The sequence below is a fragment of the Haloarcula sp. CBA1115 genome (genome assembly GCF_000827835.1).
Classification (GTDB): domain Archaea; phylum Halobacteriota; class Halobacteria; order Halobacteriales; family Haloarculaceae; genus Haloarcula; species Haloarcula hispanica.
In genome coordinates, this window is record NZ_CP010529.1 from 617,810 (window position 1) to 636,229 (window position 18,420).

Genomic DNA, 18,420 nt, shown 5'->3' on the forward strand with positions numbered 1-18,420 from the left:
TTAGAACCGGTACGTGTCCACGCCGTCGGGCATGTTCTCCGGTGATTTCCGGTCGCTCGGCTGGCCGACCTCCGCACCGCACTCGACACACATCCCGGTGTCCTCGTCCCAGTGGCGGTCACAGACGAGTCGCCCGCATCTATCGCAGGTGTGGTCCACGTCGGGGCGCTCACAGAGTTCACACAGTCCGGCTACGCTCATGTCAGGATGTAGCATACCTGATGGTTTGAATCTTTGGCGGCGTGACTGCGGTAGTTAGTCCGCCAGAACGAACACAGAGAACCGGAGAGCCACAAGAGAGCCACGAAGTATTTCCCCGTGGGCATTCCTCTCTATAATATGTTACCACTCCTCCAGCTTGGATCGCTTCCGTCACTGCCAGCAATACTCGTCGGCTTGCTGGCTATCGCCGTGGTGCTACTGGTCGGTCGGCTCGTGATGAAGGTGGCGTGGCGGCTCATCATCATCGCGATCATCGCCGTCGCCGTCCTCTGGATACTCGGAATGCTGGGCTTTCAGGTCATCTAGAGCCCAGCAAGGAAGTTCCGGATCACGTCGTGACCGACCGCAGTCAGGACAGATTCCGGATGGAACTGGACGGCTTCGATGGGGTGCTCGCGGTGGCGGACGCCCATCACCAGTTCCGTGCCGTCCTCGGTCTCCGTCGTCGCGCTGACGACGAACTCCTCGGGAACGTCCTCTGCAATGAGCGAGTGATAGCGCCCGCCCTGGAACCCCTGTTCCAGTCCCGCGAAGACGCCCTGCTCGTCGTGGTCGATGGGGAACGCCTTGCCGTGAATCGGCTCCGGCGCGCGGCCGATGGTGCCGCCGTAGGCGTACACCGCCGATTCGAGGCCGAGGCAGACGCCCAGCGTCGGCACGTCGGGGCTGACTTCCCGGAGGACCTCCAGCGTGACGCCGACGTCCCGTTCGTTCTTCGGGTGGCCCGGGCCCGGCGAAAGGATGATCGCGTCGGGGTCGAACACCTCGACATCGTCGAGTGATGCCGTGTTCCGGACGACTTCAGTCTCGGCGTGTTCGGAGACGTACTCGACGAGGTTGTACGTAAATGAGTCGAAGTTGTCCACGAACAGCACGCGGAGGTCGTCCCTGACGGCCTCCTCGCCGGCGGGCTGTGACGCGCTCATCGGGTCACCTCCTCGGGGCTGTCGGCTGACGACTGATCTCCAGTCTCTTCGATTCCTTCCAGCGCCGTCAGCACGCCGTCCATCTTCTGCTCGGTCTCGATGTACTCGCTTTCGGGGTCCGAATCCGCGACGATGCCGGCCCCGGCCTGGACGGTGATGCGGTCCCGGTCGCCCTCGTCCTCGACCGTCGCCGAGCGGATGACGATGGCGAAGTCGGTGTCGCCGTCCCAGTCGAAGTAGCCGACGCCGCCGCCGTAGGGGCCACGTGGCGAGCGTTCGAGTTCGTCGATGATCTCCATGGCGCGGATCTTCGGCGCGCCCGAGAGCGTTCCCGCTGGGAACGTCGCGCGGGCGGCGTCGAAGGCGTCCTTGTCTTCGGCGAGCCGGCCCGTCACCGTCGACTCGATATGCTGGACGTGGCTGTACTTGAGGACGTTCATGAACTCCGGGACGCGGACGCTGCCGGCCTCGGAGACCCGGCGCACGTCGTTGCGCGCGAGGTCGACGAGCATGGTGTGTTCGGCCCGCTCCTTGCCGTCAGCGAGCATCTCGCCGGCGAGGCGGCGGTCCTCGACGGGGGAGTTCCCGCGCGGGCACGTCCCCGCGATAGGGTTCGAGACGACGTGGTCGCCAGCGACGGAGACGAGCGTCTCCGGGCTCGCGCCGACGATAGTCAGGTCGTCGTAACCCAGCAGGTACATATACGGCGACGGGTTCACCGCACGGAGCGCCTCGTAGAAGCCCAGCGGGTCGACCTCGCCGTACAGCTCCCGCGTTCGGGAGATGACGCCCTGGTAGATGTCCCCGGAGAGGACGTACTCCTTGGCGCACTCGACGGCGTCCTCGTACTCGTCTCTGGGGCCGGCGACTTCGTCCTCGCGGCGGAAGCCACCGGTCTCCAGCGGGGCGAGGTCCGAGAGGATGCCTTCGACGCGCTCGGCCTCGGTGACCAGTTCGTCGTAGCGGTCACCGGCGTCCTCGCCCTGGCGGACGACCGGCGTGAACACAAGCGAGACAGTGTCCTCGACGTGGTCGAAGCGGACCGTCGATGTCGTGAGCACGAACTGGGCGTCAGGGAACCGCGAGTCGGGCCGGTCCAGACCGACTTCATCGAGCCAGAGGTCGTAGACTGCGTCGTACGAGAGGAAGCCGACGAGGCCGCCTTCGAGGTGCTGGCGGTCCATCTCCGGGAAGTTCCGCAGCGCCACGTCAGGCATCGCCGCCCGGAGGTCGTCGACCACGTCGCCGCCGTCAGTCGTCACGAGGTCGGCGTAGCGGTCGTCGAACGCCTCGACTTCGCTCTCGTCGCCGGTCACGGTGACCACGGCGCGCGGGTCGTAGCCGACGAAGGAGAAGCGGGCGTGGCGGTCGTCGGTCTCCGGCGCGAACGCGCCGTCGGGGTCGCTTGAGGCGACCTTCTCGGCGCTTTCCAGCAGGAACGTGTAGTCGTTTGCGGCCACGTCGCTCGTGCGGCCGGTCAGCGCCGAATACGCGGTCAACGGCTCCACGTCGACAGCCAGCTCTGCGGCGGTGCGGACGACGACCGGGCGGTCGGCCTTGGCGTGTTCGACGAACTCCGCGCGGGAGATATCGAGGGTCATACCCCACCCTCCGACGCTCGCGTGGCGTTCCGGACGAACCGCTCGACGGCGTCGTGGTCTTTCGTGCCGCCCGAGGACTCGACGCCGCTCGCCACGTCGACGGCGAACGGCTTGACAGTCTCGACGGCCTCAGCCACGTTCTCGGGAGTCAATCCGCCGGCCAGCACGACGGGGACGTCCAGCGAGTCGACGAGGTCGCGCGTACGCTCCCAGTCGTGTGTCTCGCCCGTGCCACCGCCGCCGTCGGCGTCGACCGAATCGACGAGCAAGGCGTCGACGTGGTCGGCGTAGTCTTCGATGGCCGGCGCGTCTGCCTCGACCACGGAGACGATGTCCTGAGTGATTCGGCTGGCGAGAGCCCCGAGCTCGGCCGGTGAGAGGCCGTCGTGGACCTGCACTGCGTCGGGTTCGACCCTGTCGATGCGCCTGACGGCCTCCTGAACCGTCGTCGGCATCGTCACCAGCACGCTCGTCACGAACGGCGGGACGCCATCGACGAGCGTCGTGGCTGTCTTCTCGTCGACCTCTCGGGGCGTGTCGACCGGGACGCCGTGGATGACGCCGACCGCATCAGCGCCAGCCGCGATAACGGCGTCGCGGTCCTTGTTGTCCGTCACGCCACAGATCTTCACGCGCGTCATGCCCCGATCAGGTCGTCGAGTTTGTCGGCCGCCGCGCCCGATTCAATGGCCTGTCGGGCCTGTTCGACCCCCGCTTCGTGCGTGTCGGCGACGCCGGCGACGTAGATGGCCGCGCCGGCGTTCGCGAGAATGATATCCCGCTTTGCACCGGTCACGTCGCCAGTGACGATGCCACGGAGGTCGGCGGCGTTCTCCTCGGGCGATCCCCCGGAGATGGTCTCGATGTCGTGCATTTCAAGCCCTATATCCTCCGGAGTGATGGTGTACTCCTCGATCCGGTCGCCGGTGACCTCCGCGACAGCCGTCTCGCCGTGGATAGCGATCTCGTCGAGGCCGTCACCGTGGACGACCAGCGCTCGTTCGACGTCCAGTCGGGCCAGCGCCTCTGCCATCACGGGCACGAGGTCCGGGTCGTAGACACCAAGCACCTGCGCGTCCGCGTCAGCGGGGTTCGTCAGCGGGCCGAGAATATTGAAGACTGTCCGCATCCCGAGCTCCTGGCGCGGGCCGATGACGGCCTTCATGGCCGGGTGGAACACGGGAGCGAGCATGAAACCGATGCCGTCTCGTTCGATAGTCTCCTCGACGGCCGGCGGTTCGGCCTCGATGTCGACGCCGACTTCTTCGAGCACATCGGCACTCCCCGAAGATGAAGAAACAGAGTAGTTGCCGTGTTTGGCGATGGGGACGCCAGCCCCGGCAGCGACGATGGCGCTCGTTGTCGAGACGTTGATCGTGTTGTAGTCGTCGCCGCCGGTCCCGCAGGTGTCGACAAGCCCCTCGCGGTCCGGTCGAATGGTCCGTGCGGCGTCACGCATCCCCTCGGCGAAGCCGGCGATCTCGGCCTCCGTCTCCCCCTTCGCCCGCAGTGCCGTCAGGAGCGCACCGATCTGTGCCTCTGTCGCATCCTCGAAGACAGTCGTCGCAACGGCTCGGGCCTCGTCCTGTGTCAGGTCGTCACCGTCAGTGACGCGTTCAATATACTCTTTCATTGTATTCACCAATGGACTTTTTCGTGTTGTGATGTACAAATCCGTACATTGACTTAAGCCTATCGGGACCCCTGCTCGCCGACGAGTATGTGTGGGCAATCAACAGACAACGTGGTGATACGGAATTCGAAACCTTCAATTATACCCATCGGAAACAATGTGGTGTACCTCGCAGTGAGGGTTCGTGGTCTAGGTCGGTTATGACACCTCCTTGACATGGAGGAGGCCGGCGGTTCAAATCCGCCCGAACCCACTACTTCTGTCGCAAGCAAACCGCGAGCGACGAATCTACGCGTGAGTGCGGATTTGAACCCTGAAAGACGAACGAAGTGAGTCTTTCTCTGGTTCACAATCCGCCCGAACCCATTTCTGACGACGTAGCCGACGAGCGTAGCCAGTCGCGTTCGTCGTCTGTCTCTACTATCGTCGAGTAAGTGATTCCGACGGATGTGCGTTTCAACAGAATCGGAATGAGATCACCGGACCGACAGAGTCGTCCCATAGTTTCTTGCCCCAACCGCGTTAGAGTCATCTATATGAGAGATCAGGTCCAGTCGGCGGACGCGTTCGAACAGTTCGTGCTACTGGCGGTTGCAGAACTCGAAACGGCCGGCGAAACGCCGGCCCACTCCTATCATGTGACCCAGACGGCGAAGGCACATCTCGCGGATATCGACCGACAGCCGTTCGGCGGCGTCGAGCGCCAGAAGGTCATATCGGCGCTGGGCCAGCTCGCCGACAAGGGGCTGTTACGAACCGAACAGACGGAGTCACCGACGGGGAAAGGACGGCCTGGGTACGAACTGGCTGGCGACCCGGACGAAGTGCTCGAAGTGCTGTCGGCGACAGACGAGTTCACGTCGTATATCGAAACGGTCCGGTCCTCGTAACCGATCCCTCGTTAGACGACGCTCACCCCGCCGTGCTCCTGATCAAGGGCGGGTGGCTGGCCCGCTTCGAGGCGTTCGAGCCGGTCCGTAATCGTGTGGACGACATCGCCTTTCGTACAGGGTGCGACGTGGACGAGTTCGTTGCCGTCGTACTCAGCCAGCCCCATGACTGGTAGCGCCATGGTGTCGTACGCCGATTCCGCCACTTCTGAGTCAACGGTCGTGTCCTGATAGAAGGATTCCAGCGAGACGTTGTTGGTCAGCGCCCACTGCTTGAACTCGGCGACGCGGTTCAGGATGTACGTCCCTTCCTCCGTCCGTGCGGCGGCCGACTGGGGTGCGATCTGCTTGCCCCAGACGATGACGTTGAACCCGTCGATGTGGTCGTTCTCGTCGAGCGTCTGGAGACGGTCGATGACCGCCTCCTGTCGTTCGTGTGCGCCGTCGGGCAGCATCGACCGAACGTACAGCTCGATGTGAGGTGTCGGGATAGTATCACTCATAGCTATCAGACAGCACTCCCGGCTGACACATATAGGTACTGTGAGAGATGTCTGCATAGGACAGATTGTGTCTTCAGGCCCTGATACGCACGAAATCCCCATTTCTTGTGAGATGGTCTACTTCCAGTTGTAACGCTAACGCAGGAGTAGTTAACAACTGAAACCAGTATTCGATTACTGACTATTCGGCGTTTGACCCGGACGAAAGACCGTGGAGGTTCTCGTGGATGCCGAGGATGAGCGCGGGAACCACGATCATGAAGATGTGCTCTTCGATGGGAATCCCGAGCAGGTCGACACCGGTCCGGAGTTTGATCGCGAAGACACCGACGGTGAGGGTGTACCAGTCCCAGACGTAGGCAATCGGATAGAGCACGACGATGGTCTTGGCCGCCATCCGGAGGGCGTTCGCACGCCAGAGCAGCACGAGGGCAATACTCCCCCAGACCACCTCTGTGACAAGATATGTGTAGGGACCGAAGACGCCAATGTCGGGCAGCATACACTGACCTTAGACCCAAGGGCCTAAAGCTTAGTTCGTCTCTCGGTTTCCGGGGACTAAACCAACCTTGATAACCCCACACGTCGAATCTACGAACTGTGAAGAACGATGGATATTGCTGATATCGCCACCAGAGAGTTTGTCGAGGTTGACGCCAACAAGCGCCTGGGGAAAGTCCGGTCTATCTTCGAACGCGAGAACCCCAAGGGTATCATCGTCACGGAAGACGGTGACTACGCTGGCGTTATCACGCAGAAACAGCTGGTCCAGTCCCACGTCGAGGACAACGCGAAAGCGGGGGCGATGACGCGCTCGGCACCGAAAGTCGAGCGCACCGACGACGTGCGCGAAGTCGCGCGCGTCTTGGTCGAGGGTGGAGTCAAGCTCGCGCCGGTGTTCGAGGCGGACGAGCTCTGGGGCATCGTCACCGAGGACGATATCCTCGACGCGGTTCTCGACAACCTCGACGCGCTGAGCGTCGAGGACATCTACACGCGAGATGTCATCACGGTGTCCGAGGATACCAACGTCGGGCAAGTCGTCAATCTCCTCCGGAAACACGGCATCTCCCGGCTGCCGGTGCTCGGTGACGACGACGGCCTGACCGGAATGGTCACGCGCCACGACATCGTCGACGTCGTCGTCCGGGACATGAACAAGACGACGCGGGGCGACCGCTCCGGCGAGATCGAGCGCGTGCTCGACATGCCCGTCTACGACGTGATGAGTAGTCCGGTAGAGACGGCGAAGCTCGGCGACTCCGTCGAGGACGCCGTCGCGCGGATGCTGGAAAACGACTTCGCCGGGCTCGTCGTCACGCCGGAAGACGACGACACCCACGTCGCCGGCATCCTCACGAAAACCGACGTGCTCCGCGCGCTGACCTACACCGAGGAGGAACACATGGACGTCCAGATTACGAACATCAAACTGCTTGACACCATCTCCCGTGCGGACATCCGGTCCGACATCGAGGCGGTCGCGGACAAGTACGGGGCGATGCAGGTCCAGCACGCCCACGTCCGGTTCCACGAGCACAAGGAGAAGCTCCGTGGCACGCCGCTCATACAGTGTCAGATCCGCCTGCGAACCAACAAAGGCCAGGCGGCCGGCTCCGGCGAAGGCTACGGCGCTGAAACCGCGTTCAACGTCGCGCTCGACAAGCTAGAGCGCAACGTCCTCGAACTGAAAGGCGTCCAGGCCGACGAGGAGTACCGCGGCCAACTCCTCCGTAAGCTCGGCGAACTATAACCGGATACTCGCTTTTTCTATCGCTCGGCGACCTGCACGAGCTGCTTGCCGATGTTCTCGCCCTCGAACAGCCCGAGGAACGCGTCGGGCGCGTTCTCGATGCCTTCGGTGACGGTTTCTCGGTAGGAGATGTCGCCCGAGGCGACCCACTGACCGAGCTGCTTCGTCGCTTCCTCGAACCGCGGCTCGAAGTCGGAGACGAGAAGCCCTTCGACGGTCGCCCGGGACTGGATGACCTGAGTCAGCTTGCGCGGCCCCATCGGGACTTCCTCGCTGTTGTACAGCGAGATCTGTCCGCAGACGGCGACACGCGCGTCGGTGTTGAGTCGCGTGAACACCGCGTCGGTAATCGGTCCGCCGACGTTGTCGAAGTAGGCGTCGACGCCGTCCGGTGCGGCCTCGTCCAGCGCGGCCCGATAATCGTCGGTCGTCTTGTAGTTGATCCCCTCGTCGAAGCCCAGGTCGTCTTCGAGGAACGAGACCTTCTCGTCGGAGCCGGCGAAGCCGACGACGCGTGCGCCCTGGAGCTTGGCGAGCTGGCCCGCCACGGAGCCGACGGCCCCGGCAGCCCCGGTGACGACGAACGTGTCGCCGGCCGAGGGCTGTGCCACGTCTCGGGTGCCGAAGTACGCTGTCAGGCCCGGCATCCCCAGAACACCGAGAGCCGTCGAAATCGGTGCGAGTTCCGGATTGACCTCTGTCAGTACCGGTCCGGGTGCCGTGGCGTACTCCGCCCATTCTAGCTCGCCGGTGACGACGTCGCCCTCGTCAAACCGCGCACCGTTGGATTCGACGACCTCACCGACGACGGCACCGCGGAGCGCGTCGCCCACGTCCCACGGCTCCTCGTACGATTCGCTGTCGCGCATCCGGTCGCGCATATACGGGTCCACAGAGAGGTACAGCGTCTTGATGAGCACCTCGCCAGGCCCCGGTTCCGGGATCTCTTCCTCGGAAAGCTCGAACGTATCGTGGTCGGGAGTCCCTTCGGGCCGCTTTGCTAGCCTGTAAACGCGGTTAGTGTTCGACATCATCCCCTATACACTTGGGACCCGAAAGGGGGCTTCGAAAGGAGAAACAAACACCGGTTGTATAGTTTATCTAATAATTATCCACAGGTGTTGTGCGGCCGGCGGCAGGGGCATCGCTGATCGGGGACAGCAAAACCGAAAAATCGCGCTCGAATCACAGCGAGGAGCAGGAACCGTGAGCGCCGGAGTTACTGGAAGCCGATCCGGCCGCCGGTCCCGGCCTGGCGCTGCGGACTGGAACCGCCTCTGAACTCCTCTTCCATCTGCTCGTAGTACTCCCGGATGTCGTCGGTGATGGTTGGCCGCACGCTGTCCATCGCCTGCCGGAAGTGACGCATCTCGACTTCCTCCGCGTCGTCGTCCTCGCGGAGCGCCTCGATGGCGGCTTCGCGGGCGATGGATTCGAGGTCCGACCCGACGAACCCGTCGCTGACTTCGGCCAGTTCGCGCAGGCTCACGTCGGGCGACAGCGGCGTGTCGTCCGTGTGAATTTTCAGGATTTGCTCGCGGCCCTCGACGTCGGGCTCGCCGATCATCACCAGGCGGTCGAACCGGCCCGAGCGGATGAGCGCCGGGTCGATCATGTCCGGCCGGTTGGTCGCGCCGATGACCATCACGTCCTCCATCTCTTCGAGCCCGTCGAGTTCGGTCAGGAGCTGATTGACGACGCGCTCGGAGACGTTCGACCCCATCTCGCCGCCCCGACCCGGTGCCAGCGAGTCGAGTTCGTCGAAGAAGATGATGGTCGGGGCGACCTGGCGGGCCTTCCGGAACGTCTGCCGGATGGCCTTCTCGCTCTCGCCGACCCACTTCGAGAGCAGTTGCGGGCCACGGACTGAGATAAAGTTCGCGTCGGTCTCGTTGGCGACGGCTTTCGCCATGAGTGTCTTTCCGGTGCCGGGCGGGCCGTACAGCAACACCCCCGAGGGCGGCGTCACGCCCATGCGCTCGAACTTCTCCGGGGAGTTCATCGGCCACTCGACGGCCTCCTGGACCTGCTCTTTGGGGCCGCTGAGGCCGCCGACGTTGTCCCAGGACATCTTCGGGAGCTCGACCAGCACCTCCCGCATCGCCGACGGACTCACCTCGTTGAGTGCGCCCTTGAAGTCGTCCCGCTTGATGATCATCCGGTCGATGAGGCTCGGCGGGATGTCCTCCTCGTCCAGATCGATCTCGGGAAGGTAGCGCCGGAGCGCCTTCATCGCGGCCTCCTTCGTGAGACTCTCGATGTCGGCTCCGACGAAGCCGTGCGTGTCCGTCGCCAGCTTCGCCAGATTCACGTCGTCCGACAGCGGCATGCCGCGGGTGTGAATCTGGAGGATCTCCTCGCGACCGACTTCGTCCGGGACGCCGATCTCGATCTCGCGGTCGAAGCGGCCCGGGCGACGCAGCGCCGGGTCCACGCTGTCGACGCGGTTCGTCGCGGCGATGACGATGACCTGCCCCCGCGATTCGAGGCCGTCCATCATCGTCAGCAGCTGGGCGACGACCCGGCGCTCGACCTCGCCGGTCACGTCCTCACGCTTGGGCGCGATGGAGTCCAGCTCGTCGATGAAGATGATCGAGGGCGATTCCTCGCTCGCGTCCTCGAATATCTCGCGTAACTGCTGTTCGCTTTCCCCGTAGTACTTCGAGATTATCTCGGGGCCGGCGATAGAGAAGAAACTGGCAGAGGTTTCATTGGCGACGGCCTTCGCAAGCAGCGTCTTCCCGGTGCCGGGCGGGCCGTGGAGCAGGACCCCCTGTGGCGGCTCGATGCCGAGCTTCTTGAAGATCTGGGGGTGTTTCATCGGCAACTCGACCATCTCTCGCACCCGCTGGATCTCGTTTTGCAGCCCGCCGATATCCTCGTAGGTGATGCCGCCGCCGGTCTTCTCGAAGCCGGAGATCGGTTCCTCGCGGAGTTCCACCTCGGTGTCTTCGGTGATGAGACAGACGCCCTCGGGCTCGGTCTCGACGGCGATGAGCGGGATGGCCTGTCCGGGCGAGCGCATGAACGGGTGGTTCGTCGAGGACATCACCGGGACGATGTCGCGCTCGACGACCGGCCGTTTCAATATCTGCCGCTTAACCATGCCAGCGGCGTCGGAGCCGAACTGGACCGACGCTTCCTCGGGCGGCGCGAGAACGAGCTTGTCGGCCTTCTCGGCCTCGGCCTTCCGGATTGTGACGCGCTCACCAATACCCACGTCAGCATTCTGGCGCGTGAAGCCGTCGATGCGAACAGTGTCAGTGTTCCAGTCCTGCCGGTCGGCCCGCCACACCTTGGCCGCGGTCGTGTCGCTCCCCTCTATCTCGATGATGTCTCCGGGGGAGAGCTTGAGATGCAACAACGTATCGGGGTCGAGTCTGGCGATACCGCGTCCCGAGTCGTTCGGGTACGCCTTCGCCACTTCCAATTGAACTTCGTTCATAGTAGAGCCTGCTTACAATGAACTCGGGTAGCCCCGGAGATATGCTTTATGCTACCGGCGGCCAAGACGCAGGGCGACGGGTTTATATGATACCTAATAGCACACCGCACAGTAGGGGGTAATAGCCACCGGTCTGGGTTGCCGTGACACAGGCTGCCGCCATCGCCGCGTTTCATAAGGCTGGACGCGATAGCGCCGGTATGGTATTTCTCGTTCCCTTCGATGGGTCACCGCTTGCAGATGCGGCACTCAACCGCGCCGTCACCTACGCTGAAGCGCTTGACGAGGACGTCGTCGCTGTCGCGTTTATTCCGACTGGCGCCGACTACGCCGAGCGCCGCCGCCGCGTCGACCCGACCGAGGACTTCGCCGCCGAGACCGCTGCGGACGACCTCCGGCGCAAAATCGAGGAGGCGACCGACGACTCCGAACTCCGCTACGACGACGTGAGCGCCCACTCCACCAGCGAACTGTCGACGACGATCAGACAGACTGCCCGCGACGTCGACGCCAGCGTCGTGTTCCTCGGCAGCGACGACACCGAGGACATCGTCGTCCCTATCGACGAAGTCACCGACGGCGAGACCTACGACATCCACATCGTCCGTCAGGCCTGAGCGGTTCAGCGACTCGACACGCTGGGTGGAATCGTAGTATGAGGGCTTTTACTCGCGGGGCGCGACGCCCCGTGTATGCGAACACTCGCTTTCGACGGCCGGATGGGCGCAGCCGGCGATATGCTTCTGGGGGCGCTACTGGCTGCCGGGGCCGACCGCGACGCCCTGGCGCCGGTCGAGGACGCACTCGCTATCGAGTACGCCGTCTCCGAGGTGGACCGATGCGGCATCGCCGCCACGCGCGTCGAGGTACTGCTGACCGACGCTGATAGCGACGGCGCTGGGGGCCACGACCACTCACATTCTCACTCCCACGACCATGACGAGGAGCGCAGCCACGCTGAAGACGCCCACTCACATTCCCACGATCACGGCGACGATAAGCACGACCACACCCACGCCGAGGGCCACGGCCCGAGCCGAACGTACGCCGAGGTGGTCGAACTCGTCGAGGAGATGGACCTCTCGAAGTCCGTCAAGGCGGACGCGCTGGCCATCTTCGAGATCCTCGGCGAGGCCGAGGCGTCGGTCCACGGGACGGACCTCGACGGGACGCACTTCCACGAGGTCGGGGCCGACGACGCCATCGCCGACATCGTCGGTGCCTGTCTCCTGCTGGATGACCTCGACGTCGAGCGGGTCGTAACGACGCCGCTGGCGACGGGCGGCGGGAGCGTGGAGATGAGCCACGGCACCTACCCGGTTCCGACTCCCGCGGTAGTCGAGATCGCCGAGCGGGCCGACTGGTCGCTGCAAGGCGGCCCTATCGACAGGGAACTGGTGACGCCGACCGGCGCGGCGATTCTCGCCCACATCGCGGACGGCACTGAGTCGCTGCCACCGCTCGATATCGACGCGTCGGGCTACGGCGCCGGCGGGTGGGACCTCGACGACCGGCCCAACGTCCTGCGGGCGCTGGTCGGCGACGGCGCGGGCGGCTCCGCCGCGACGAAATCACGGTCCTCGAAACGAACGTCGACGACGCCCCGCCCGAGGTACTCGGCGACCTCCAACGTTCGCTTTCAGAGGTCGGCGCACGCGACGTGTCGATCGTGCCGACGACGATGAAGAAGTCCCGGCCCGGCCACATCGTCAAAGTCATCTGCAGACCGGACGACGCCGAACGGGTCGCGCGTCGGCTTGCCGAGGAAACCGGGACGCTCGGCGTCCGCGAGTCCGGGGCCGGTCACCGCTGGGTCGCCGACCGCGAGTACGAGACGGCCGCGCTCTCCGTCGACGGCGAGGAGTTCGAGGTCACGGTCAAGATCGCAAGCGACACCGACGGTACGGTGTTCGACGTGAGTACGGAGTACGACGACGCCGCGGCTGTCGCGGATGCGACCGGACTTCCCGTCCGTGAAGTGATGCAGCGGGCCGAGCGGATGGTTTCGCGTTAACCGCTCTCGTCGGCTGCTTCGTCTTCTGAATGGGCCGCTTCCTCGCCGGCTTCCCCTCGCTCTCGTCGGCCGGGCTATCGCTGTCGTGTTCCGCCAGCGCCTCCTCGACGGTGAGCGAGCCAGTCGCGACCTGCCGGGCGAGGTCCTCGCTGATCGCCCGGTTCGTGTCGCTTTCCTCCCGGGAGCGGTCCTTGATCTTCTGGAGTTCTCCAGCCGTGGGCTCGATAGTCCGACTCTCGATTTCTTCGCCGTCGAGGCGGGCGATGTTGACCGCAGCCAACACGTCGCCCATCCCGCGCGCCCCGGAGCCGAGATACGGCGTCGTCCCCGTTTCGTCGACCAGTTCCACCGGCACGGATTGGATGTCGTCGATGATGCGCGCGCCGACGAGCCGTGCGCCGTCGCCGATGCGAACGACCGGATTGACAGCGTCTTCGACCTCCTCGCGGACGATTTCGCCGACCTCCGCCGCGGGCACCTGAAACGCTGCCACGACCATGTCACCGTGGAGAATCGCGACGCCCGGTCGCTCGCCGGGGTCGATGCCGATGACGGTGCGACCGTCGCCACCGCGGAGTGTCGAAATAACGGCTTCGACGGCCCGCCGCGGCGCGTCCGGGTCCGCCTGCACGACGTCGACGCCGTCAGGGATCTCGACCGACTCCCCGGCTGCGATGACCGCGACGTCGGCCCCCTCGGGCCACTCGTCGCCCGGTTCGATAGTCGTGAACGCTACGCCGCGGTCGCGGAGTTCGTTGACGACGCCGTGGTACACTTCGAAGTCCTCGGTGGCGACGACAATCACGACCGGATTTCGGCCGCCGATTACTTACAAATGTGGGGGTACAGTGGTCCGCGTATATGTTGCAGATAATTACGAGGTACTTGATAATACATCCAGATAAGAATCTCCCCGATCCCTATTACGTTTGACAGGATTTTTATAACAGCTAACTGGAGTGTCAGTGATGGGTCCAGCGGCCAGCACTGATGGAGAAGACGCGGCGTCAGACCCACTGTTCGGTGGTGTCAGTGGTGCCTATCTGGGCTTAATTCTAGCACCGCCAGTCATACCGCTCATCGAGCGTGTCGGCGTCACCGAAGCCTGGACGCTGTATCTGGCACTGATCGTGACGTTCGGGCTTGTAACCACCGGGACGGCCTGGATACTCACCAGTCGACCGACAGTGGCTGTTACACTCGGCGCGACTCGCGCACGCTGGCTTCTGCCGGTGATTGCGGTTGGGTACGCTGTCGTCGGCTTTGCGTCGCTGGAGACGACTGGAATCAGTGGCGTGCTGGCGTTCTTCTTCGGCCTGCTGGCCTTTTTACTCGGAGTTGCTATCGCGACCATGGCACAGACGCGGTACGCCGCTGCGGTCACCGCAGACACGAACGAGCTGACCCGCTGGCGAGCGAGCTGGCCCGAGTCTGCACAGCGCCGGCGGTTGCACGTCGGCGGAGCCATCGCTGGCGTCGCGACCATTGGCTTCGCCGTCGGTGCGGTGTTCGATATCGCCCTGCTCCAGTACTCCGGCCAGGTGCTGTTCCCCGCTGGGTTCGTCCTCCTCTCGACGGGCGGGTCCCGAACCGCCGTTGCGACCGAACGTGGTCTGGAAATCAGACTGCCGGTCGCCAGGCGGTTCTATGCCTGGGAAGACCTGGAATCCTACGACCTCGACGCCGAATCGCTCGTCGTCACCCGCAAATGGGGGTCGGACCTGCGGTTTGCGACGGCCGAAATCGACGATGTGTCGCTCGTCGAATGGACGCTGGCCGAGCGGCTTTCGGACGACTGACAGTAGCGCTGCCAGGTACCAGCGTTTTTATCGGAACCTGCCCAACCCTTGCCCGTGAGCGAGTACGTCCCGACCGGGTGTGATGCAATCGACGACCTCCTGGGTGGTGGGCTGGAACGCGGCGCGGTCACGCAGGTGTACGGCCCGCCAGCGGCCGGGAAGACTAACTTCGCCCTCTCGGCGGTGATGGAAGTCGCCGCCGCAGGCGACGCGGCGCTGTACATCGACACTGAGGGGCTCTCCGCAGACCGCATGGAGCAGGTCGCCAAAGGTCGCGCACGCGGGACGGCCCAGACGGTGGACGACCTCGCTGGCCGACTCATCATCACCGAGGCGCTGGACTACGACGAGCAGGCCGAGGCCGTTCAGGACGCCGCCGAGTTCGCGGCCGAGGTCGAACTCATCGTGCTGGACAGCGCGACCGGGTTCTATCGGCTCCGCCGGGACGACGAGGACGGCGGCGAGACGCTGCGGGACGTGGCCCGCCAGATCACCCACCTGCTCTCGCTGGCCCGCAAACACGACATTGCCGTCTTGTACACGAACCAGGTGTTCACCGACCCGGACAGCGACCGCTCGACGGCGCTTGGCGGCCACACCCTGAACCACTGGTCGGGCGCAATCGTCCGTCTGGACCGGTTCCGCGGCGGCAACCGTCGCGCCACGCTGGAGAAACACCGTGCCAAACCGGCCGGCGACACGGCCCAGTTCCGCATCACCGACGCGGGACTCGTGGGCGACGACACGCCCGAGACGCCGAAGTAGGCTTTTCGTCGAGAAGCAGTGCTGTCAGGCGCGCGCCGTCGCGGCGACGGCCGCGTCGTAAGCGCGAGGGACGAGTCGCACAGGCGAGCGGAGCGAGCCGAGCAACGCAGTCGGCTGGGGAGGCGTGTGGCTGTCGCGGTTTTGTGGCTGTCGTAATTAATGCATACCGCGCGAGCGGAGCAAGCGCGGTTTCGCTCCGAGCGCGGCCCTGGCCGCGACTCGGAGGTCGTTTTTAGCGTAGATTTTTGCAAAGGGGGTTCCCGCAGCGCCGCAGGCGCGAGGAAACCCCCTGCAGTAAAAAGGTACTCTCAGTAGATGAGGTCGTCGTCGTTCTCGACCATGTACAGCGTCCGCGCGGCGATGTTGACAGCGTGGTCCCCGACCCGCTCGATGTCCCGAATCGTCAGCAGCAGGCGGGATACGTCGGCCATCAACTGCTCGATTTCGGCCTCGCTGGAGTCGGCGTCGATCTCACGCTCGATGAGGTCGCGTACGACCGTCTCGGAGGCGGCCTCACAGCGTTCGTCCACCTCGTCGTCGATGTCGGCGATAGCGTAGCACTGGTCGGCGCTCTCGTCGCCGTAGGCTTCCATGGCGTTCTCGACCATCTCGATGGTCACGTCGGCGACCTCCTGAATGTCGACCTCGGGGTACACGTCGCGTTCGGCCTCCAAGGAGTACTCGCCGAGGTTCGTGGCGAGGTCACCGATACGTTCGAGGTCGGTGATGATCTTGAACGACGCGGCGATAAAGCGGAGGTCGGACGCGACCGGCTGTTGCAGCGCCAGCAGGTCGATACAGTCCTGTTCGAGGTCGAGATACAGCTGATTGATCTCGTGGTCACCCTCGATGACCTCCCGGGCCATCTCCTCGTCTTTCTGTTCGAGCGCATCCAGGCCAAGCCGGAGCCGCTCGAGGACGATCTCTGACATATAGAGGACATCCTCGCGGAGCGAGTTCAGTCCCTCCTGATAGGAATCGCGTGGCATAGTCCGGAATGTGCTAGTGGTATGCATCAGCCTTTCCCTTCTCCCAATATCTCCCGATACCGACCGGCGCGACGGTTGCAGCCGGCGTGCTATGCGGGGACAGGGAGCTCGACAGCGAGAACCGGCTACTGTGGCACCGTCTCGGCGTCGTCACGGGGACGAACGTCCAGCGTCGTCGCGTCGCCGAGTGCTGTCCCGCCCTCGACGCGCTCGACGCGCAACACCACGTCCTGTGGCGTTGCACAGCCACAGCTGACGAACTCGTCCCACTCATCGCCAACAGCCACTGGGCCGCCGTGGGCGCGTCGGAGGTACTGTTGATAGGTGTCCCCGCGGAGTTCGTCGGCTATCCACTCGGTATCGACGCCTGACCACGGGTCCCCATCGGCGATGCTGGGGGCAAACGAGAGCACGAGACGGTCCGCAACGGGAGCCATACACTGGCTGAGGCGGGAGACAGGCTTAGTCCCTTGGGAGCGACCGCCTCGGCGCGGCTACAGTTTGTCGTTGACCGCTTCCAAGCAGTCGGCGTCGACGAACACCACGACGTGATCGCCGGGTTCGATGACGGTGTCACCACGGGGGATGACCAGTTCGCCGCCGCGGCTGATGGCCCCGATGACCACGCCGGTCGGCAGTTCCTGCACCGATTCCTGAATCGGCCGCCCGGCGAGGACGCTGTCGGCGGCTACCTCGATTTCCAGCACCTCGGCGCGGTCGGATTCGATGATAGCAACCTTCGTCGCGTCGTACTCCCGGGTGAACCGCGTAATCTCTTCGGCGGTCGTCTCGCGGGGATTGACGGCCACGTCGACGCCGACGGCCTCGAACAGGTCGACGTACTCGCCGGAGTTGACGACGGCGACGGTTCGCTCCGCGCCGAGCCGCTTGGCCAGCAGCGTCACCAGGAGGTTCTTTTCGTCGCTGTCGAGCGTCGCAACCACGGCGTCGGCGTCTGAGACGTGTTCGCGCTCGAGGAACTCGCTATCCGTTGCATCACTCTCAAGCACGGTGGTTCCCTGCAGGTCCTCCGCGAGTTCGCGCGCTCTGTCGTGGTCTTGCTCGATGAGCCGTGGCTTGATGCCGCGATCCTGGAGCAGTCGTGCGGTGTGATAGCCGACATCACTCCCCCCGACGATGAGGACGTTCTGGGTCGCCTCCGACTCCGGTGCGATCTCGGTCGCGAACTGGCGAACGCTCTCGCAGCTGCCGATGACGACGAGATCGTCGCCTGCTTTGATGACTGTCTCCCCACGCGGGATGATGACTTCGTCGTCACGCAATACGGCAGCGAAGGTCAGGGATTCGTAGCGGTCAGCCTCCGCGACGGTCAGGTTCGTGATTGGACTAGACTCACGAACCTCGAACTCCCCCATCTGGACCTGCCCGTCGACAAACGTTTCCACGTCACGCGCGCCGGGGAGCCCGATGACGCGAGCGATGTTCTCCGCGGTGAGCAGGTTCGTCGCAACCATGTGGTCCACGCCGAAGGCGCCACCGGACTTCTCCCAAGTCCGGAGGAACTTCGCGCTCTTGACGCGGGAAATCGTGAACGGGTCGGCGGCCGTTACCGCCGTCCCGCAGGTGACGATGTTCGTCTCGTCGTCGTCGGTACTGGCGATGAGTACGTCGGCTTTCTCGATACCGGCCTCTGCGAGCGTGTCGAGTTCCGCGCCATCTCCTTCGACGCCGAGCACGTCAGCCTCGTACATCAGGGCCTCCACACGGTCAGGGTCGATATCCACAACGGCGACTTCGTGGCTTTCGGCGAGGCTCTCGGCGATGTTCGAACCGACCTCGCCCGCACCGACGATTACGATATACACGGCTGTGCCTCCGCCTGATACATGTGCATCAGCTTTCCACCGATAGGTGAAGTG

At 64.3% G+C, this 18,420-nt stretch carries 18 protein-coding genes, 1 tRNA gene and 2 pseudogenes; 8 read left to right on the forward strand and 13 right to left on the reverse strand.

The window, feature by feature from the left end:
• Window positions 1-201: a hypothetical protein gene (locus tag SG26_RS02910; RefSeq protein WP_050036791.1), complete on the reverse strand. Its 201-nt coding sequence runs from the start codon at window positions 199-201 to the stop codon at window positions 1-3.
• A 138-nt stretch (window positions 202-339) separates the two neighbouring features.
• Here SG26_RS02910 and SG26_RS02915 point away from each other — a divergent pair, with 138 nt between their 5' ends.
• Window positions 340-528 carry a hypothetical protein gene (locus SG26_RS02915; protein ID WP_014040833.1) on the forward strand — a complete coding sequence of 63 codons (189 nt, stop codon included), beginning with the start codon at window positions 340-342 and terminating at the stop codon, window positions 526-528.
• Here SG26_RS02915 and trpG read toward each other — a convergent pair.
• Genes trpG through trpD form a run of 4 tightly spaced genes read right to left on the reverse strand, consistent with a single transcriptional unit; the run spans window position 525 to window position 4,382 of the window.
• Window positions 525-1,148, reverse strand: a complete 624-nt coding sequence (trpG, locus tag SG26_RS02920) for an anthranilate synthase component II (RefSeq protein WP_050036792.1) — start codon at window positions 1,146-1,148, stop codon at window positions 525-527. The genes SG26_RS02915 and trpG overlap by 4 nt on opposite strands.
• A complete protein-coding gene (gene trpE / locus SG26_RS02925; protein WP_050036793.1) occupies window positions 1,145-2,749 on the reverse strand; it encodes an anthranilate synthase component I in 1,605 nt (534 codons plus the stop codon). The genes trpG and trpE overlap by 4 nt, the downstream gene beginning before the upstream one ends.
• The gene (locus SG26_RS02930) at window positions 2,746-3,390 is read right to left on the reverse strand and encodes a phosphoribosylanthranilate isomerase (RefSeq protein ID WP_050036794.1); all 645 of its coding nucleotides are present in this window, start codon (window positions 3,388-3,390) and stop codon (window positions 2,746-2,748) included. Before SG26_RS02930 ends, trpE begins: the two co-directional genes overlap by 4 nt.
• Window positions 3,387-4,382 (reverse strand): anthranilate phosphoribosyltransferase, encoded by a 996-nt coding sequence (trpD, locus tag SG26_RS02935; protein WP_044952246.1) that lies wholly within the window; start codon window positions 4,380-4,382, stop codon window positions 3,387-3,389. The genes SG26_RS02930 and trpD overlap by 4 nt, the downstream gene beginning before the upstream one ends.
• Window positions 4,383-4,560: 178 nt before the next feature.
• Here trpD and SG26_RS02940 point away from each other — a divergent pair.
• Window positions 4,561-4,635 (forward strand) — tRNA-Val (locus tag SG26_RS02940).
• A gap of 283 nt (window positions 4,636-4,918) precedes the next feature.
• Window positions 4,919-5,272 (forward strand): hypothetical protein, encoded by a 354-nt coding sequence (locus tag SG26_RS02945; RefSeq protein WP_050007161.1) that lies wholly within the window; start codon window positions 4,919-4,921, stop codon window positions 5,270-5,272.
• Window positions 5,273-5,283: 11 nt separating this feature from the next.
• Here SG26_RS02945 and SG26_RS02950 read toward each other — a convergent pair whose 3' ends face one another.
• Window positions 5,284-5,775: an HTH domain-containing protein gene (locus tag SG26_RS02950; protein ID WP_050036795.1), complete on the reverse strand. Its 492-nt coding sequence runs from the start codon at window positions 5,773-5,775 to the stop codon at window positions 5,284-5,286.
• Between the two features lie 181 nt (window positions 5,776-5,956).
• Window positions 5,957-6,277, reverse strand: a complete 321-nt coding sequence (locus tag SG26_RS02955; RefSeq protein WP_050036796.1) for a lycopene cyclase domain-containing protein — start codon at window positions 6,275-6,277, stop codon at window positions 5,957-5,959.
• Between the two features lie 108 nt (window positions 6,278-6,385).
• Here SG26_RS02955 and SG26_RS02960 point away from each other — a divergent pair, with 108 nt between their 5' ends.
• Window positions 6,386-7,528, forward strand: coding sequence for a CBS domain-containing protein (locus SG26_RS02960; RefSeq protein ID WP_050007162.1), 1,143 nt, complete (start codon window positions 6,386-6,388; stop codon window positions 7,526-7,528).
• 17 nt (window positions 7,529-7,545) lie between these two features.
• On the opposite strand, the gene SG26_RS02965 is transcribed toward SG26_RS02960, so the two are convergent.
• Together SG26_RS02965 and SG26_RS02970 are read right to left on the reverse strand one after the other, a co-directional pair.
• Window positions 7,546-8,559, reverse strand: coding sequence for an NADP-dependent oxidoreductase (locus SG26_RS02965; protein ID WP_050038238.1), 1,014 nt, complete (start codon window positions 8,557-8,559; stop codon window positions 7,546-7,548).
• Between the two features lie 188 nt (window positions 8,560-8,747).
• Window positions 8,748-10,973, reverse strand: coding sequence for a CDC48 family AAA ATPase (locus tag SG26_RS02970; RefSeq protein WP_008311543.1), 2,226 nt, complete (start codon window positions 10,971-10,973; stop codon window positions 8,748-8,750).
• A gap of 200 nt (window positions 10,974-11,173) precedes the next feature.
• Here SG26_RS02970 and SG26_RS02975 point away from each other — a divergent pair, with 200 nt between their 5' ends.
• Both SG26_RS02975 and larC read left to right on the forward strand, forming a co-directional pair.
• Window positions 11,174-11,590, forward strand: coding sequence for a universal stress protein (locus tag SG26_RS02975; RefSeq protein WP_050036797.1), 417 nt, complete (start codon window positions 11,174-11,176; stop codon window positions 11,588-11,590).
• Window positions 11,591-11,665: 75 nt separating this feature from the next.
• Window positions 11,666-12,987 (forward strand): annotated as a pseudogene (gene larC, locus SG26_RS02980) (nickel pincer cofactor biosynthesis protein LarC).
• A gap of 55 nt (window positions 12,988-13,042) precedes the next feature.
• On the opposite strand, the pseudogene SG26_RS02985 reads toward larC, so the two are convergent.
• Window positions 13,043-13,792: pseudogene (locus SG26_RS02985) on the reverse strand (hypothetical protein); the annotation flags it as partial.
• Between the two features lie 163 nt (window positions 13,793-13,955).
• Between SG26_RS02985 and SG26_RS02990 the strand changes: the two are divergent.
• Window positions 13,956-14,786 carry a hypothetical protein gene (locus SG26_RS02990; RefSeq protein WP_050036798.1) on the forward strand — a complete coding sequence of 277 codons (831 nt, stop codon included), beginning with the start codon at window positions 13,956-13,958 and terminating at the stop codon, window positions 14,784-14,786.
• A gap of 54 nt (window positions 14,787-14,840) precedes the next feature.
• Complete coding sequence (gene radB / locus SG26_RS02995; protein WP_008311538.1) at window positions 14,841-15,551, forward strand: DNA repair and recombination protein RadB; 711 nt, start codon at window positions 14,841-14,843, stop codon at window positions 15,549-15,551.
• Between the two features lie 308 nt (window positions 15,552-15,859).
• Here radB and phoU read toward each other — a convergent pair whose 3' ends face one another.
• The 3 genes from phoU to trkA form a co-directional block, all read right to left on the reverse strand.
• Window positions 15,860-16,540: a phosphate signaling complex protein PhoU gene (phoU, locus tag SG26_RS03000; RefSeq protein ID WP_050036799.1), complete on the reverse strand. Its 681-nt coding sequence runs from the start codon at window positions 16,538-16,540 to the stop codon at window positions 15,860-15,862.
• A gap of 125 nt (window positions 16,541-16,665) precedes the next feature.
• Window positions 16,666-16,977 carry a hypothetical protein gene (locus SG26_RS03005; RefSeq protein ID WP_050007164.1) on the reverse strand — a complete coding sequence of 104 codons (312 nt, stop codon included), beginning with the start codon at window positions 16,975-16,977 and terminating at the stop codon, window positions 16,666-16,668.
• A gap of 57 nt (window positions 16,978-17,034) precedes the next feature.
• Entirely contained in the window at window positions 17,035-18,366 is a 1,332-nt protein-coding gene (gene trkA, locus SG26_RS03010) for a Trk system potassium transporter TrkA (protein WP_050036800.1), read from the reverse strand.
• Window positions 18,367-18,420 lie beyond the last annotated feature (54 nt).

Excerpts from the sequence above, each read along its gene's own strand:
- SG26_RS02910 (WP_050036791.1), bottom strand. The coding sequence starts at position 201 with ATGAGCGTAGCCGGACTGTGTGAACTCTGTGAGCGCCCCGACGTGGAC.
- SG26_RS02915 (WP_014040833.1), top strand. The coding sequence starts at position 340 with ATGTTACCACTCCTCCAGCTTGGATCGCTTCCGTCACTGCCAGCAATA.
- trpG (WP_050036792.1), bottom strand. The coding sequence starts at position 1,148 with ATGAGCGCGTCACAGCCCGCCGGCGAGGAGGCCGTCAGGGACGACCTC.
- trpE (WP_050036793.1), bottom strand. The coding sequence starts at position 2,749 with ATGACCCTCGATATCTCCCGCGCGGAGTTCGTCGAACACGCCAAGGCC.
- SG26_RS02930 (WP_050036794.1), bottom strand. The coding sequence starts at position 3,390 with ATGACGCGCGTGAAGATCTGTGGCGTGACGGACAACAAGGACCGCGAC.
- trpD (WP_044952246.1), bottom strand. The coding sequence starts at position 4,382 with ATGAAAGAGTATATTGAACGCGTCACTGACGGTGACGACCTGACACAG.
- SG26_RS02945 (WP_050007161.1), top strand. The coding sequence starts at position 4,919 with ATGAGAGATCAGGTCCAGTCGGCGGACGCGTTCGAACAGTTCGTGCTA.
- SG26_RS02950 (WP_050036795.1), bottom strand. The coding sequence starts at position 5,775 with ATGAGTGATACTATCCCGACACCTCACATCGAGCTGTACGTTCGGTCG.
- SG26_RS02955 (WP_050036796.1), bottom strand. The coding sequence starts at position 6,277 with ATGCTGCCCGACATTGGCGTCTTCGGTCCCTACACATATCTTGTCACA.
- SG26_RS02960 (WP_050007162.1), top strand. The coding sequence starts at position 6,386 with ATGGATATTGCTGATATCGCCACCAGAGAGTTTGTCGAGGTTGACGCC.
- SG26_RS02965 (WP_050038238.1), bottom strand. The coding sequence starts at position 8,559 with ATGTCGAACACTAACCGCGTTTACAGGCTAGCAAAGCGGCCCGAAGGG.
- SG26_RS02970 (WP_008311543.1), bottom strand. The coding sequence starts at position 10,973 with ATGAACGAAGTTCAATTGGAAGTGGCGAAGGCGTACCCGAACGACTCG.
- SG26_RS02975 (WP_050036797.1), top strand. The coding sequence starts at position 11,174 with ATGGTATTTCTCGTTCCCTTCGATGGGTCACCGCTTGCAGATGCGGCA.
- SG26_RS02990 (WP_050036798.1), top strand. The coding sequence starts at position 13,956 with ATGGGTCCAGCGGCCAGCACTGATGGAGAAGACGCGGCGTCAGACCCA.
- phoU (WP_050036799.1), bottom strand. The coding sequence starts at position 16,540 with ATGCCACGCGATTCCTATCAGGAGGGACTGAACTCGCTCCGCGAGGAT.
- SG26_RS03005 (WP_050007164.1), bottom strand. The coding sequence starts at position 16,977 with ATGGCTCCCGTTGCGGACCGTCTCGTGCTCTCGTTTGCCCCCAGCATC.